Source organism: Nereida ignava, assembly GCF_001049735.1.
Classification (GTDB): domain Bacteria; phylum Pseudomonadota; class Alphaproteobacteria; order Rhodobacterales; family Rhodobacteraceae; genus Nereida; species Nereida ignava.
In genome coordinates this window covers 58,000-73,591 of sequence record NZ_CVPC01000002.1, presented here as the reverse complement: position 1 = coordinate 73,591, position 15,592 = coordinate 58,000, and the positions used below count along the sequence as shown (strand labels likewise).

General features: G+C 57.4%; 15 protein-coding genes. 8 read left to right on the top strand and 7 right to left on the bottom strand.

From position 1 onward, the window contains the following. The first annotated feature begins 3 nt into the window (after positions 1-3). Together NIG5292_RS00565 and NIG5292_RS00560 are read left to right on the top strand one after the other, a co-directional pair. Positions 4-1,323, top strand: a complete 1,320-nt coding sequence (locus NIG5292_RS00565; protein ID WP_048597397.1) for a cobyrinic acid a,c-diamide synthase CobB — start codon at positions 4-6, stop codon at positions 1,321-1,323. A 15-nt stretch (positions 1,324-1,338) separates the two neighbouring features. Then, entirely contained in the window at positions 1,339-2,580 is a 1,242-nt protein-coding gene (locus NIG5292_RS00560) for an MFS transporter (protein WP_048597396.1), read from the top strand. Here the strand turns inward: NIG5292_RS00560 and NIG5292_RS00555 are convergent. Genes NIG5292_RS00555 through cysS form a run of 3 tightly spaced genes read right to left on the bottom strand, consistent with a single transcriptional unit; the run spans position 2,577 to position 6,284 of the window. Beyond that, positions 2,577-3,347, bottom strand: a complete 771-nt coding sequence (locus NIG5292_RS00555) for a squalene/phytoene synthase family protein (RefSeq protein ID WP_048597395.1) — start codon at positions 3,345-3,347, stop codon at positions 2,577-2,579. The two genes, NIG5292_RS00560 and NIG5292_RS00555, sit on opposite strands and share 4 nt — an antisense overlap. Continuing rightward, positions 3,337-4,947 carry a citramalate synthase gene (gene cimA, locus NIG5292_RS00550; RefSeq protein ID WP_048597394.1) on the bottom strand — a complete coding sequence of 537 codons (1,611 nt, stop codon included), beginning with the start codon at positions 4,945-4,947 and terminating at the stop codon, positions 3,337-3,339. The genes NIG5292_RS00555 and cimA overlap by 11 nt, the downstream gene beginning before the upstream one ends. Beyond that, positions 4,944-6,284 carry a cysteine--tRNA ligase gene (gene cysS / locus NIG5292_RS00545; protein ID WP_048597393.1) on the bottom strand — a complete coding sequence of 447 codons (1,341 nt, stop codon included), beginning with the start codon at positions 6,282-6,284 and terminating at the stop codon, positions 4,944-4,946. The genes cimA and cysS overlap by 4 nt, the downstream gene beginning before the upstream one ends. 144 nt (positions 6,285-6,428) lie before the next feature. On the opposite strand from cysS, the gene NIG5292_RS00540 reads away from it, so the two are divergent. Next, the gene (locus tag NIG5292_RS00540; RefSeq protein ID WP_048597392.1) at positions 6,429-7,604 is read left to right on the top strand and encodes a pyridoxal phosphate-dependent aminotransferase; all 1,176 of its coding nucleotides are present in this window, start codon (positions 6,429-6,431) and stop codon (positions 7,602-7,604) included. A gap of 63 nt (positions 7,605-7,667) precedes the next feature. On the opposite strand, the gene NIG5292_RS00535 is transcribed toward NIG5292_RS00540, so the two are convergent. Next, positions 7,668-9,488 (bottom strand): ABC-F family ATP-binding cassette domain-containing protein, encoded by a 1,821-nt coding sequence (locus NIG5292_RS00535; RefSeq protein WP_048597391.1) that lies wholly within the window; start codon positions 9,486-9,488, stop codon positions 7,668-7,670. Positions 9,489-9,535: 47 nt separating this feature from the next. Then, positions 9,536-10,348 carry a GNAT family N-acetyltransferase gene (locus NIG5292_RS00530; RefSeq protein WP_048597390.1) on the bottom strand — a complete coding sequence of 271 codons (813 nt, stop codon included), beginning with the start codon at positions 10,346-10,348 and terminating at the stop codon, positions 9,536-9,538. Between the two features lie 112 nt (positions 10,349-10,460). On the opposite strand from NIG5292_RS00530, the gene msrB reads away from it, so the two are divergent. Then, on the top strand, positions 10,461-10,859 hold the full coding sequence (gene msrB, locus NIG5292_RS00525) for a peptide-methionine (R)-S-oxide reductase MsrB (RefSeq protein WP_048597389.1): 399 nt from the start codon (positions 10,461-10,463) through the stop codon (positions 10,857-10,859). Positions 10,860-10,865: 6 nt separating this feature from the next. Then, positions 10,866-11,393 carry a GNAT family N-acetyltransferase gene (locus tag NIG5292_RS00520; protein ID WP_074842056.1) on the top strand — a complete coding sequence of 176 codons (528 nt, stop codon included), beginning with the start codon at positions 10,866-10,868 and terminating at the stop codon, positions 11,391-11,393. A 16-nt stretch (positions 11,394-11,409) separates the two neighbouring features. On the opposite strand, the gene NIG5292_RS00515 is transcribed toward NIG5292_RS00520, so the two are convergent. Next, positions 11,410-11,859 (bottom strand): outer membrane protein assembly factor BamE, encoded by a 450-nt coding sequence (locus NIG5292_RS00515; protein WP_048597388.1) that lies wholly within the window; start codon positions 11,857-11,859, stop codon positions 11,410-11,412. A 96-nt stretch (positions 11,860-11,955) separates the two neighbouring features. Between NIG5292_RS00515 and NIG5292_RS00510 the strand changes: the two genes are divergently transcribed. Both NIG5292_RS00510 and NIG5292_RS00505 read left to right on the top strand, forming a co-directional pair. After that, positions 11,956-12,525, top strand: a complete 570-nt coding sequence (locus NIG5292_RS00510) for a YceD family protein (protein ID WP_048597387.1) — start codon at positions 11,956-11,958, stop codon at positions 12,523-12,525. A 141-nt stretch (positions 12,526-12,666) separates the two neighbouring features. Beyond that, complete coding sequence (locus NIG5292_RS00505) at positions 12,667-13,293, top strand: FMN-binding negative transcriptional regulator (RefSeq protein ID WP_048597386.1); 627 nt, start codon at positions 12,667-12,669, stop codon at positions 13,291-13,293. A gap of 73 nt (positions 13,294-13,366) precedes the next feature. Here the strand turns inward: NIG5292_RS00505 and NIG5292_RS00500 are convergent, their stop codons facing one another. Continuing rightward, positions 13,367-14,944 carry an ABC transporter substrate-binding protein gene (locus NIG5292_RS00500; protein ID WP_048597385.1) on the bottom strand — a complete coding sequence of 526 codons (1,578 nt, stop codon included), beginning with the start codon at positions 14,942-14,944 and terminating at the stop codon, positions 13,367-13,369. Between the two features lie 412 nt (positions 14,945-15,356). Here NIG5292_RS00500 and rpmF point away from each other — a divergent pair, with 412 nt between their 5' ends. Beyond that, positions 15,357-15,566, top strand: a complete 210-nt coding sequence (rpmF, locus tag NIG5292_RS00495) for a 50S ribosomal protein L32 (RefSeq protein ID WP_048597384.1) — start codon at positions 15,357-15,359, stop codon at positions 15,564-15,566. Positions 15,567-15,592: the final 26 nt, after the last annotated feature.

Genomic DNA, 15,592 nt, shown 5'->3' with positions numbered 1-15,592 from the left:
CAGATGTCCGCCGCCTCGTCTTTCGCCCCAAACAACACTGGCTTTATGATTGCCGCGCCAAGCTCCGGGGCCGGTAAAACAACGCTTACGCTGGCTATTTTGCGCGCCTTGGCCCGCAAAGGCCCCGTCAGGGGGGCGAAATGCGGACCTGATTACATCGACCCGCAGTTTCATTCCGCCGCAACAGGACGCGCGTGTCTTAACCTTGATGGCTGGGCGATGGCGGACAGCTGTCTCATGGCGCGCGCACAAAGTGACCCCGCCCCGTTAATCGTAGAAGGCGCGATGGGCCTTTTTGACGGGGAACTGCCCCACGCCAAAGGCAGCGCCGCACAGGTTGCAAAAACCTTGGGGCTGCCAGTGGTTTTGATTGTAGATGCCGCGAAAACCGCGCAAAGCGTTGCCGCAGTGGTCCGCGGGATGATGCTGCACGATCCGGACGTCCAAATTGCAGCGGTGATCTTGAACCGTGTCGGCTCTGACAAACATCGCCGGATGATTGAAAGTGCGTGGGCCGACTTGCCGCCCATCATCGGCACCGTGCCGCGCAGCGGACAGTTGTCTCACCCGTCGCGGCATTTGGGCTTGGTCCAAGCAGATGAGCGCGCGGACCTTACAGAATGGCTCGATGCGCTTGCGGATACGGCAGAGGCGCATATTGACCTCAGCGCGCTACCTTTTGCGCCGCTTGGGAAATCACCCCACGCAGCTGCAAACACCATCAGACCGCCCGCACAACGTATCGCTATCGCCCAAGATGCGGCGTTTCGCTTTGCCTATCCCCACATGTTGCAGGAATGGCGCGCGGCCGGTGCGCAGATCACAACGTTTTCGCCCCTGCTAAATGAGGTGGTGCCTGAGGCAGATTTCGTTTTCCTGCCCGGCGGCTATCCCGAACTTTATGCGGGAAAACTCGCCGCTAATTCGGCTTTTATAGATAGCCTTAAAAACGCCTCACAAACAACGGATATATATGGAGAATGTGGTGGATATATGCTGCTTGGTGCAGGCCTGATTGATGCGGATGGGACGCGCCACCAGATGGCGGGTCTTCTTGATTTAGAAACGTCGTTTCAGCACCGCAAACTGCATCTGGGATACCGCTCTCTAACGCCGCTCGCCCCTCAAACCACGGGCCTTTTTACAGGCCGTAGCACCGCATCACTGCCCGCCCACGAGTTTCACTACGCCAGCACATTACGCGCACATGGCACACCGCTTTTTGGCGCAAAAGACAGCGAAGGCACATCTTTGAGCCACATGGGGTTAATTCAGGGTCGCGTTTGTGGTTCATTTGCGCATATTATCGAGTTCAACACCTAAGTAAGGCCCCCTGACATGACCACCTCCGCCCCGACCTCGGCCACTGCATCTGACGCATTGGCCAAACGAAACGTTGCCGTTTTGGTGTTGTGCCAAGCGGTCATGGGCGCGCAAATCCCTCTGGTGTTTGTGGTGGCAGGACTGGCGGGGCAACAGCTGTCGCCCTATGCGTGCATTGCGACATTGCCCGTTTCAATGGTGGTTTTGGGGTCCATGACCACGGCACCTTGGCTGTCGAACGTGATGCAAACATATGGCCGTCGCGTGGGCTTTGTAATCGGCACACTTGGCGGGATGGCTGGCGCAGGTATGGCTGCGTGGGGGCTCACGCTTGATAGTTTTCTCGTCTTTTTGTTCGGCAGCTACCTGACCGGTATCTATATGAGTGCAAACGGTTTTTACCGCTTCGCCGCAGCTGATACTGCTTCTGAAAGCTTCCGTCCCAAGGCGATTTCCTATGTGATGGCAGGTGGTCTGGCCAGTGCCATCATCGGCCCGCAACTGGTCAGCTTCATCACCGCCACCGACCCCGATCAGACCGTGATGCGCTTTTTTAACGTCTACGTTGCCGCAGCGATTTTGAATGCTGTAGGGCTGGTGCTTTTCTTTGCGCTGAAAATCCCGAAACCGCCAAAGCCCGCCACAGGTGCCGAAGCCGGCCGCAGCCGCGCAGAACTGTTGCGTGACCCAACAATTGCCGTGGCGATCATCTGTGGCATGGTTACATATTCGTTAATGAACCTTGTGATGACCTCAACCCCGTTGGCAGTTGTAGGCTGTGGATATTCCACGTCTGGCGCGTCAAACGTGGTGACAAGCCACGTGCTTGCCATGTTCGCCCCATCGTTTTTCACGGGCCATGTGATCGCCCGTTTTGGTGCCAAGAAAGTTGTTGCCTTGGGGTTGGTTATCCTTGGGTTTGCGGGCGTCGTAGCCCTTACCGGAGTGGAACTGCTGAACTTCTACGCAGCGTTGGTGTTGCTTGGGATCGGTTGGAACTTTGGCTTTATCGGCGCAACAGCCATGCTTGCATCCGCCCACAGCCCCCAAGAACGCGGACGCGTGCAAGGCATGAATGACGCCATCGTTTTCGGATGTGTGACCCTTGCCTCGCTTGCCTCGGGCGGCTTGATGAACTGTTCAGGCGGTGACGTTGTGGAAGGTTGGAGCGCTGTTAACGTGGCAATGGTGCCATTTCTGGCGCTGGCCGGCGGTGCCCTTGTCTGGCTGATGCGCAGGCCAGCTGTTGCGGCCTAAAACGCACCGCGTGCGCTAAGCACCATCAGGCGGAGTTTGCGCGCAAAGGGGCTTTCATCAAGCTGCCCTTCTATGACACGTTCGGGGATGTCGCGCGCCGCACGCAGGGTTGCCTCGGCGCGCCAGCCGCTGCGCAACACCGCGCGCGCAGGGGCGGACACATGTCTCAAATTACTCTTGGCGTGCTTCATATCGGACAGCGCCCGTTCAGCCAAATCGCGCACACCTTGGGGCGTGCCGTCCACCAGTGGAATACGTCCGCGGTCTTGAAGCTGCGGGATCGCGCGCAGCCAATTGGCCACCCCAACCCCGAAACCATAGCGCAGGACATCTGTCCGCGTGTCTTCGGACACTTGTCCGCAAAGCCGGACAGCTGTCCATAACAACAGCCCAGAGGTATCTTCGATATAGCCATCAAAGGCGGCCATGTCCTCGAATGCGTCTGTGTAGACATCCCACCGCCTCGCGGCGACAAGCGCGTCCAGATCATCCGCCGCACGTGGATCAAGAACGGTTCCAAGGGCATCAACCACCTCGTGACGGCGACCGCGCCCTTGGCCGATCTCTTCCAAAGCGTCACGCCACCACTGTAGCCGCATTTCCGCAATCATAGGTTCTTTAGTGACCCACGGCGCGCGGCTTACCTCAATATTGAAGGCATAAAGCGGAAAACACACACGGCGCACCGCCACCGGAGCAGACATAAGGGCCGCAAAACGGTCCGGATCAGCGCGCTCAACAAGGGCCGCGCAGCTTTCAAACGACATCGCGCACCAGCTTCCAGTTCACCGCATCCAGCAACGCTTCAAAACTTGCGTCCACGATGTTTGCAGACACCCCAACCGTAGACCAGCGGTTGCCGCCACTGTCTTCGCTGTCGATGACAACGCGGGTCACGGCCTCGGTGCCGCCTTGGGTGATACGTACTTTGAAATCCACCAACCGAATATCACCAATCAGCGTTTGATAAGGCCCAAGATCTTTGGCCAATGCCTTGGCAAGCGCGTTAACCGGCCCACGGTCACTGCCGGTTTCATCCATGGATTCCGATACCGACAGCATCTTTTGCCCATCGACTTTAACAACCACGACCGCCTCAGAGAGGCTGACCATCTTGTTACGTTTGTTTTTGCGCCGCTCAACAGTGACTTTGTAGCGTTTGACCTCAAAAAACTCAGGCGCTTGGCCAAGTTCACGGCGCGCAAGCAACTCAAAGCTGGCCTGCGCCGTGTCAAACGAATAGCCCGCGTCTTCGCGTTCTTTCACACGGTCCAAAATGCGCCCCAACGCAGGGTCGTCTTTGGCAACCTCAAGTCCCATATCCCCAAGCCGCTTGCGCAGATTTGACTGCCCCGCTTGGTTTGACATCGGGATCACGCGCGCGTTGCCGACAACGGCAGGATCCACATGCTCATAGGTGGCGGGGTTCTTCAAAATGGCGCTGGCGTGCAGACCCGCCTTGTGGGCAAAGGCTGATGCACCAACGAAAGCGGCCTGTCTTGCGGGCACGCGGTTCAAGATATCATCCAGCATCCGCGAGGCCTTGGTCAGACCCTTCAACGCATCGACTGAGACACCTGTCCGGAACATGCTGGCATAGGGTTCTTTCAGCAGCAGAATGGGCAAAAGCGTGGTTAGGTTTGCATTGCCGCACCGCTCACCCAATCCGTTGAGCGTGCCTTGAATTTGACGCGCCCCCGCATCAACGGCCGCCAAAGTATTCGCCACGGCGTTTTCGGTGTCGTTGTGTGTGTGAATCCCCAGTTTGTCGCCTGGGATACCCGCTTTGATGACCTCGGCAGTGATGCGCGCCACATCTTGGGGCAGACTGCCGCCGTTGGTGTCACACAAAACAACCCACCGCGCGCCTGCCTCAATCGCCGCATGCAAACACCCAAGCGCATAGGCCGGATCGGCCAAATACCCGTCAAAGAAATGCTCTGCATCCAGCAGCGCCTCGCGCTCTTGGGACACGATATGGGCAATGCTGTCCACGATATTGGCAAGGTTTTCCTCAAGCGTGATCCCAAGCGCGTCTGTCACATGAAACGCACTGGTTTTACCCACAAGGCACACGGCCCCTGTGCCCGCGTTCAAAACACCCGCAAGCACTTCATCATTCGCCGCCGAGCGCCCTGCCCGTTTGGTCATCCCAAAGGCCGTCATCTGCGCTTTGGTTTGGGGCGCTGCATCGAAAAACGCGCTGTCAGTAGGGTTCGCACCGGGCCAACCGCCCTCAATATAATCAACGCCCAGATCATCAAGAACAGCTGCGATGTGCTGTTTTTCATGGGTATGAAACTGCACCCCTTGGGTCTGTTGTCCGTCGCGCAGGGTTGTGTCGTAGATATAGAGCCGTTCGGTCATAGCAGCTCCTCAAGCGTTGCCGCATCAAAGCCCACAGGCGCGCTTAGGCTGACGCCCGCTTTTGACATTTGAACCTGAATGCCAGCTGCCAAGAGTTTGGTCTTGAGCGCGTCTACTGCCCCGAAATCTTTGATTTCCATGGCCTGTGTCCGCAGCTCTAACAGACGCGCCTCAAGCGCGGACAAATCAACTTCGTCACCGGCCTCATCCACCTCCAGCAAGCCCAAGAACTGCGCCGATGCTTTCAACGCTGCGCCCTCACCCGCAGAGGCCAAGCGGTGCAATTCTGCAATGGCTCCCGCAGTGTTCAGATCATCCCCAAGGGCCTCGATCACCGCCGCGGACACCTGTCCACCGTCCGCCGCAAGCCCGCGCCATTTCGCGAGAGTTTTTTCTGCATCAGCACGCTTTTTCTCAGTCCAGTCCATCGGTTTGCGGTAATGCGTCGACAGCATCACAAACCGAATGACCTCGCCAGATACCCCTTGGTCCAGCAAGTCTTTTACCGTGAAGAAATTGCCCAACGATTTGGACATTTTCTTACCTTCAACTTGCAGCATCTCGTTGTGCAGCCACACTTTTGCGAACCCGTGACCGGCACAACAGCTTTGCGCGATCTCGTTTTCATGGTGGGGGAATTGCAGGTCGTTGCCCCCGCCGTGGATATCAAATTCAGCGCCCAGAAGATCATGGGCCATGGCAGAACATTCGATGTGCCAGCCGGGTCTGCCGCGCCCCCACGGGCTGTCCCAACCAGGCGTTTGCGCATCAGATGGTTTCCACAGCACAAAATCCATCGGGTTACGTTTATAAGGCGCCACTTCAACACGCGCGCCAGCAATCATATCATCCACAGACCGCCCCGAAAGCGCGCCATATTCCGCATAGCTTTCAACGGCAAAAAGCACATGGCCCTCTGCCGCGTAGGCATGACCCGATGCAATCAAGCCTTCAATCATTTTAACCATTTGCGGGATATACTGGGTCGCACGGGGGGCCGCATCAGGCTCAAGCGCACCAAGCGCCCCCATGTCGCTTAGAAACCAGCTAATTGTCTCATCCGTAATGTCGCTAATGGCACGGCCCGTTGCGGCCGCTTTGGCGTTAATCTTGTCATCGACATCTGTAAAATTACGCACGTATTTCACGCAATTCGCCCCATATGTGTGGCGCAACACACGGTAGAGCACGTCAAACACCACGACCGGACGTGCGTTACCCAAATGCGCACGATCATAGACCGTGGGACCGCACACATACATCCGCACGTTTTGCGGGTCGATCGGCGTGAACGGGGCTTTTTCACGGCGCTTGGTATCATAGAGCGTAATCGTCATGGGATGCTTCCTGCGGTCTGTCGGGGCGGGCTTATCATTGCAATGCGGACGCGCCAAGAGCCTTGCAGACCCAGATGAAAGCCGCCGCTGCGTGCCGCGTAAATTCCGGTTGACCCGCGCTGCACTCTCTGGCCCACATAGGGCATGAAATTATCAAACCGCATTAGCACCCTGACAGGCGACGGCGACGATGGATGGGCGCTTTTGTACCGCGCCCGTGCGCTCAAAGCCGCTGGAACTGAAATTATCGACCTTACCATCGGTGAACATGACATCCGCACGGACCCAAGCATTCTGGCCGCCATGAACGAAAGCGCCAAGGGCGGTCACACGGGCTATGCCAGCGTGCCTGGTACCAAACCGCTGCGCGACGCAGTTGCCTCACGGGTCAGCGCGCGGACAGGTGTCCCCACAACCCGCGACAACGTTCTGATCACCCCCGGTGGCCAATCCGCCCTTTTTGCAGCCCACCACGCGTGCTGCGACGAAGGCGACACCGCCGCCTATATCGAGCCCTATTACGCCACATATCCCGGCACGATCCGCACGGTTGGTGCGATCCCGCGCGCCGTGCCTGTTCAGGCAGACAACGGCTTTCAACCAACCGCAACAGATCTGGCGGCAGCACGCGGTGCGCGCAGCTTGCTGATCAACACCCCCAACAACCCAACAGGCGTTATCTACACCCGCCAAACCATTGAAACCATTTCGCAAACAGTCCTTGAAAACGACATGTGGCTGATCAGCGACGAGGTTTATGACACCCAAATCTGGCGCGGTGAACACCTGTCCCCCCGCGCGATTGACGCCATGGCGGCGCGTACTTTGGTGGTTGGTTCTATGTCGAAATCCCACGCCATGACCGGCAGCCGTATCGGCTGGGTCATCGCCGATGCGCCGGTAATTGAACATCTTCGCGATCTGGCGACGCACACAACATACGGCGTGGCGGGCTTTATCCAAGACGCAGCACATTTCGCCCTGACCGATGATCCGGAGCTTGAACGGCGCGTAGGCGCCCCGTTTGAGCGGCGCCGCAAAATTGCGATGGATATTCTGGACACGCAAAACACAGTGCGCCTTATCCCAAGTGACGGCGCGATGTACCTGATGCTCGACATTCGTGGCACGGGGTTAAGCGGTGACAGCTTTGCGAACACATTGCTGGATCATCACAACATTGCGGTCATGCCGGGCGAAAGTTTCGGCCAAGCAGCAGCGGGTCATATCAGAGTTGCGATGACTGTGGATGATGATGCGCTGGCCGAGGCGTTAAGGACACTTTGCGCATTTGCCGCAGGACTTTTACCTGAGCAATAACAGCACCCTATGCGGTGAAGTTAAAGTAATTTATGGCCACCACTTAGTCGCGGCCATAGGTACTTACCCCTCGGCGCGCTCTGCCAATTCAAGCCATTCTTCTTCAGCCTGCGCCAAAAGCTGTTGCCGCTCAACCAGACCTTCAGTCGCTTTGGCAAACTTCACAGGTTCGGCCGTGTAAAGATCAGGCTGCGCCAGATATGCCTCAAGCTTTGCGATCTCGGCATTCAGGCGGTCAATCTCGGCAGGCAGCGCCTCAAGGCGGTGCTTTTGCGTGAAACTTAGTGCCTCAACGGGTTTTGCAGCGGGCTCAGGCGTGGTTGTTTTTGACTCTTGTTTTGCTTGCAGCGCTGACGCCTCAACGCTTGCGGCAACGGCGCTGCGCTGGCTTTGATAATCGCTCCAGCCACCGGCATAGACAGTCGCGCGGCCATCGCCCTCCATTGCGATTGTGGTGCTGGCAACACGGTCCAAAAAGTCACGATCGTGGCTGACCAGCAAGACAGTGCCATCGTATTCCCCAAGCAAATCTTGCATCAAATCAAGGGTTTCAACGTCCAAATCGTTGGTTGGCTCGTCCAAGACCAGCACGTTAGATGAGCGCGCCATGATTTTAGCCAGCAAAAGCCGTGCTTTTTCACCCCCCGAAAGCGAGCGAACAGGCGCGCGGGCCTGACGTTCATCAAAAAGGAAATCCTTGAGGTAGCCAATCACGTGTCGCGGCTCGCCGCGTACCATAACTTGGTCCGCTTTGCCCGAAACAGCCATATCTTTGTCGCCTGTCAGGCTGTCCCAAAGGGTCATATCTGGATCCAGCTGAGCACGGCTTTGGTCAAAAATTGCCAACTCCAGATTGGTGCCCAACTTAATCTGTCCCTCATCGGGAGACACTTGTCCGGTCAGCATGTTAAGCAGCGTCGTTTTGCCCGCACCATTCGGCCCCACAAAAGCAATACGGTCTTTGCGTTGAATCGTAAGCGAGAAATCCTTAAGGATTAGCTTGTCGCCGTAACGCTTTGAAATGCCGATAGCTTCCATAACTTTTTTGCCAGACGTCGGCCCCGCCTCAAGCGCCATCGCGGCACCGCCTTGGCGTTTGATCATACCCGCACGGTCGGCGCGCAATTCCTGCAATGCACGCACACGGCCCTGGTTGCGTTTGCGCCGCGCCGAGATGCCTTCAACGGCCCAACGGGCCTCGGCCTTGATCTTGCGGTCCAGCTTGTGGCGCTGCATGTCCTCTTCTTCCCACGTGGCGTCGCGCCATTGCTCAAACGCGTCAAAGCCCTTTTCCTGACGGCGCACCGCACCACGGTCAATCCACAGGGTTGCGCGGGTCAAAGCACGCAAAAACGCACGGTCGTGCGAGATCAGCACAAACGCCGCACGGGTTTGTTTCAGTTCGGCCTCAAGCCACGCGATTGCCTCAATATCAAGGTGGTTGGTCGGCTCGTCCAACAGCATCAACTCGGGCGCTTCAGCCATAAGTTTCGCCAAGGCTGCACGGCGGCGCTCTCCGCCCGATGCAGTGGCCACATCGCCGTCGGGATTAAACTTCAACCCTTCTGCAACCATGTCCACTTTGTAGCTTTCAGACGGGTCAAGCGCACTGGTGGCGTAATCGCCCAATGTGGCAAACCCCTCCATCGTGGGGTCTTGCTCCATGTATCCCACGCTGACGCCGGGACTTGTCACGCAGGCGCCTGTGTCTTGTTCGACCAAACCCGCCATGACTTTCATCAAGGTAGATTTGCCAGAGCCATTTCGCCCCACCAACGCTACGCGGTCTGCGGGATGAACCAGAAGACCCAGTTCGGAGAAGACAGGCTCGCCGCCAAAAGTCAGCGAGATGTCAGAGAGTTGTAAAAGGGGTGCACGTGCCATGGGGAGCAGCTATGTGCGTGCGGCCGCCGCGTCAACATGATCTTGCATCACGCCCAACTGTCCGCGAGCCGTTTGCGCGCCTCGGGCACATCGGCCACGCGCAGTGCGGTGAAAACATGGGTGGTCTTCATATGCGGATCAATCACCGCATGATCCCCGATCCAACCACCCATCAGCAGGTAGGTCCGCAAAAGCGGCGGCACATCTGTGGGGCGCAGAACTTGGCCAGTTGGCGTAAGTGAGGCCAGAGCCACCGCCTTGCCACCTGCGATCTCACCCGCCTGCCCATCCAATAACACCGGCGTGCCATGCCCCTGACGGCCATGTTTGGCAAAAAGGTGGCAAAGCACATCCGTGTGGCGCGCTATCTCTGTGCCTTCAAAGCTTGAACACCCGATAATCACATCCACATCTGCCACACGCACCAACTGGGCCAGCGCCCCCCACGCGCGTCGCAACACATCCGCGTTTTGTACATTCGGGTCCACGCAAACACGGCCCAGCTCAAGCACCGTATCGCCACGCTCTGCAAAGGGGCGCAAATCGTAAAAGCCGCCTGTGTAGCTGTCTGCATAGCTTGCCGCACCTTGGGGCGTGGTCACTGGCTGCAACACACGGGTTCGAAAGCCCCCAACAATGCGGCCGTCTTGTTGATGATCCACCACAACGTGATGCTGAGACAGCGCATCAAACGGGTCTGCATCAATGCCCGCACTGCCAAAAAACGCGCGGTGGCGCAGGGCCTGCAATGCATGCAGTTCTGCAGGTCCTGATGCAGGCCGCGCGATAAAACGCGGCGCGCTGCGCGTTGGCGGCGCAGGGCTGAGCGGTTCATCAAAAGATGCATCGCGGGGTTGCATGTGTTCGACCCTCCTTGGCGAAGCAGCCCGCTCACCCTATGTCTGTTGCAAGCGAAGGTCATCACCAAACATGACCCACCCCCCAAACGCCCCTCGTTCAAGGAGACAGCCCATGGATAAAGTCATCAAAACCGACGCGGAATGGCGCGCCCAACTTAATGATCTTGAGTATAAAGTCCTGCGCAAACACGGCACAGAGCGCGCGGGCAGCAACGAAAACTTCCCCAAGGACGATGGTATTTACCTGTGCAAAGGCTGCGGCGCGCCGCTTTTTGATCAAGCCCACAAGTTTGAAAGCGGCACAGGATGGCCCTCTTTTTACCAACCGATTAATACAGAAATGGTCGGTGAAAAATCAGACAACAGCTTTTTTATGCGCCGCACAGAAGTACACTGCGCGCGCTGTGACGGGCATTTGGGCCATGTATTCCCTGACGGGCCTGCGCCGACGGGTCTGCGCTATTGTATCAACGGCGTATCGCTATCTTTTCACGCCGAAGACGAGGCCTGACCCAACGTGAGCACCTCCACCGCACCGCTTGTCCGCCCCGCAACCGCCGCTGACATGGCTGCTGTGACGCAAATCTACGCCTATGAGGTGCTGCACGGGCTTGCCACATTTGAAGAAATACCCCCCGACGAAGCGGAGATGACCGGCCGCTTTGATGCCCTGCGCGCGGGCGGATTTCCCTATTTGGTGGCTGAAATTGACGGAGTGGTCATGGGATACGCATATGCGGGCCCATACAGGGTGCGCCCTGCCTATCGTCATTCTATCGAATCGTCTGTCTACGTGGATGCTGCCGCCCGGGGGCGCGGTGTGGGGCGCGCGTTGCTAGCGGCCTTAGTCGCGGCCTGTGAAGACAAAGAATGGGCACAAATGGTGGCCGTCATAGGGAACAGCGAAAACCACGGCTCGATCCAGCTACACGCAGGACGTGGGTTCCACCTGACCGGCACGCTTCAGGCTGTGGGCTTTAAGCTGGGTCAATGGGTAGACACAGTGATTATGCAACGTGCATTGCGCAATACACTGAACAAATAATGCGGTTTGCCGGGGTTTAAGCGTCATCCAGCAGTGATCCTGCATCAAGATTGCCCAAGTTACCCAACAGCTGACGCAAGAAGCTTACGCCCTCGATGTTGCTGTCTGTGACGCGCCGCGACAGGGCAACCACTTGGCCGTCCTCAAGCGTAAACCGCTCAATATTGCTGACCACGCCGTCTGCATCTGTGCTAATTGCCACAACTTCGCGGTCAATCTCGCTTGGGGCTTGGTAGGCATAAAGGCGGAACTGGCTTTGAACGTAATAGATGCCGCTGTCCGTGCGCACACCGCCTGTTGTGGGCGGGCCAAAGCGTTCAATCACAGAATCGCGCGTATCAACCCCAACGGCCACTTCGGCCAGATCCCCATCTGTGGGTGCGTACCCGTGGTTGCGAAACCGTTCGGAACACGCCGTAACCGTGAAAACAGCGGCTGCGATGACTGTGGCTTTGAAAAGATGCATAACCAGTGTGACCCTTTATCCGAGCGCGCGTGGGTTGGCGTTCTGTGTTAATAGACCTATATCGGCACACTCGAGTGTTCAAGAATGGAAATCCCGATGACTGCGCCAGACCAGCCTACCCCACCCGCGGCCCATATTTTGCGCCTGTCAGAATTGGCCTCGCGCAAGCCCACGCATTTCACCGTCACGCCCACAGGTGCGGATCACGACGCGCTGTTGGCTGATCTGCGCGCCGATCTTGGGGTGGAGAGCCTTCGCAAAGTACGCCTTGAGGGGAAAATCACCCCCAAAGGCAAGAACGACTGGCATTTGACCGCACAGCTTGGCGCGACCGTTACGCAACCCTGCGTGGCGACGCTTGAGCCCGTGACCACCCGCATCGATGAGCCGCTTGAGCGGATTTACACGGCCAACCCACCCGCCGTTGATGAAGCCACAGAAATTGAGATGCCCGAGGACGACCGCATTGAGCCCCTGCCCGAAGCGGTTGATCTGATGCATGTCTTGTTCGAGGCGCTGACCCTATCGGTGCCCGCATTTCCGCGCATCGAAGGCTCAGGTCCGGTGAAAATTGCGGTGACTGAACCCGAAAAAGAAGCCATGACCGACGAGCAGGCAAAGCCGTTCGCGGGGCTTGCAGATTTGCTTAAGGGCACCAAAGACTAACGCGTTTTTTGTTGGGGGATGAAACCTGCCCCCTGCTTTTTTTTGCGACGCTTTATCATAAATATTTGGCGAGCAGCCACAGGGCTGCTAACCATCTCACAGCAGTACCAAATTGCCCAGTAGCCACAGTAAGGACACCCCATGCGCCAGCCCGAGGCATTCAGCGAGACCCGCGTTGACGTGATGCACGCGATGATGACCGAGCACCCTTTTGCCGCGGTCGTGTCGCACGCCACAGGCAGCCTAAGCGCCGATCACGTTCCGCTTGTGGTGCACAGCAGTGTCGATCCCTTAGGTGCGCTGCACGGGCATATTGCTGTGTCGAACCCGCTTTTTCGCGAAACGTCCGGCCCTATTGAGGTGCTTTGCCTGTTCCAAGGGCCGCAAACCTATGTGACGCCTGCGTGGTATGCCTCAAAAAAAGAGCACGGCAAAGTAGTGCCCACGTGGAATTACGGGGGCGTACACGCCCGCGGGACCCTGACGTTCAAGCGCGATCCCGAATGGTTGATGCGCCATCTGCATGAGTTGACCGACGCCCATGAGCAAAACCGCCCCCAACCGTGGGCTGTGACCGACGCCCCTGATGATTATGTGGCGCGGATGCTGCGCGGTTTGGTGGGCTTTGAGATTATCATCGATGATCTGCAAGGCACGTGGAAAATGAGCCAGAACAAAACACCCGCAGACCGCAGCAGCGTTGAGCGCGGCTTGGCGGAAACTGGTGCGACTGACCTTGCACATTTGGTGCAAAACCGCGGCGTCTGAGGCGCTCTGCACAAAAGAAAACGGGCGCCCCACACATGAGACGCCCGTCTAAAATTTCAGAGCTTATGCGTGATTAGTTCACGCTTACCCACCGCAGGATAAAGAAGTTGTCGGGGCGTTGTGTCAGCTCAATGTTGCTGCGCGCACCCCAAACAAGCGGTTGCACATAAAGCGGCACATAGGCTTGCTCATCCTTCAGGATGGTCGCCACTTCGTCCAGCATCGCTTGGCGTTTTGCATCGTCGATTTCCGATTGGATCATTGGCAACAGCGCATCAACGCGCGCGTTTGAATAGTCACCAAAGTTCCAGCTGCCCAGCTTTTTCTCAGCATTAGGTGTGCTGGCAAGGAAACGGATCGGGTGCTCTGCGTCAAAAGTGCCGGGCGACCAGCCCAGAAGATACATGTCAAAGTTATCTTCGCGTAGCTCTGGCCAGTAGTTGCGCACGGGCATTGCCTCAAGTTGCGCATCAAGACCGATTTGCGCCAGCATACCAACGACCGCCTGACAGACCGCCTCATCGTTCAGATAGCGGTCATTGGGGCATTTCAGGCCGAACGAGAACCCGTCCGCATAGCCCGCCTCAGCAAGCAACGCTTTGGCATCACCCACCGCAGCACCGTTTGTCGCACCAAGGTTTTCGGTATAGCCGCGCATTGCGGGGCTCACCAACTGATTGGCGGGCTCTGCGTTGCCGCGCATGATGGTTTGCAAAATCGCCGGTACGTTGATGGCCGATGCAACCGCCTTGCGAACGCGTACGTCTTTGAACGGGTTCGGCTGACCTGCGTCAGTGCCGTATTTCAGCGTATCCGCCGCGTGGGGCACGCCCAGCATGATAACGCGGGCCTCAATGCCTTGGATCACTTTTACATTGGCGTCACCGGAAAGGCGGCTGGCGTCTTGGATCGGGACGGGGTTGATCATGTCCACGTCACCCGACAACAACGCGACCACGGCCGTTGCGCTGTTTTGGATGGGCGTAAATACCGCCTCAGTCACGTTATGCTCTGCCTCGCCCCACCATCCGTCAAATGGCGTAAGAACAGTGCGAAGGCCCGGCTGACGCTCGGTCAGCATAAAGGCGGCGGTGCCGTTGGCGTTAAGTGTGGCGTGGTTTTCGCCTTCTTTCGTGGGGGCGACCACATCATTTGCCTCGGCCCATCCGCTGTCCATGATCATCCAGTTAGCGATGCTGTCGGGGAAAATCGGATTGGGCGCTTTGGTCATAATGTCGACAGTGAAGTCATCCACGACTTTCACGTCAGAGACAGGCGAGAACCAGCTTGAGGTATCCGCAGACGGGCCTGAGGCGCGCTGATAGCTGAAAAGCACATCCTCAGCGGTGAAATCCTCGCCGCCGTGGAACTTTACGCCCTGACGCAAGTTAAACCGCCAGCCCTCGCCGTTGCCGATCGGCTCCCATGACGTGGCAAGCGCAGGCTCGATCGCCATATCTTTGCCGCGGCGCACAAGGCCCTCGTAGACGTTGTTCAAAAAGCCCAGAACCGGCGCAGAGTTTACCGCGTGAGGGTCCATGGTTTGTGGATCAGTGTTGCCCGCCCACCGAAACGTTTCGGCCTGCGCGCCAAACGCGGTGCTAAGCGCCAGCACCCCCGCAAGCGTTGTCTTGGTCGCAAAATTAGTCATTCGATATGGTCCTTTACCAAGGGTAAAAATACGTGAGCCGCACCGAAAATATGATGCGCACTTGGGCACTAACCTACCCCAGATCAGGCGTTTGACCAGACATTGCCAGATACTAATTCCCGCGTTAGCATTCGCAAATTGTAGGCAAGGGCCGCCAAAACAGGGCTTAACTTTGGCAACCCAGACCCGCTTTGCGCTGCCAAGACCATAAAGACAGCCTATGCCGCGAGGTACTGCGCTGAAATGCGTGCGAAAATACTTGCGCCAATGCAATTTCTGACTATACGTCGCGGTTCTGAAACATACATCGTCTGGACAGTCGCTCGGGAATCCCCTATCGCGCCGCTCAGAGCAGATTGAATATTTACCTAGGGCGCCCTGCGGGCCGTCCGCAGACACCTGAGGTTGAGACATGGCTGTCCCCCAGAATAAGATTTCGAAATCACGTCGCAACAACCGCCGCGCACATGACGCGTTGGTTGCTGGCAACCCGAACGAGTGCACAAACTGTGGCGAACTGAAGCGTCCACACCACGTTTGCGCTTCGTGCGGCCACTACGACGACAAAGAAGTTGTGGCATTGGTTGAAGAAATCGAGTTGGATGACGAAGACGCGGCGTAAGCTGCTTTTCAGTAAACCAAACCGAT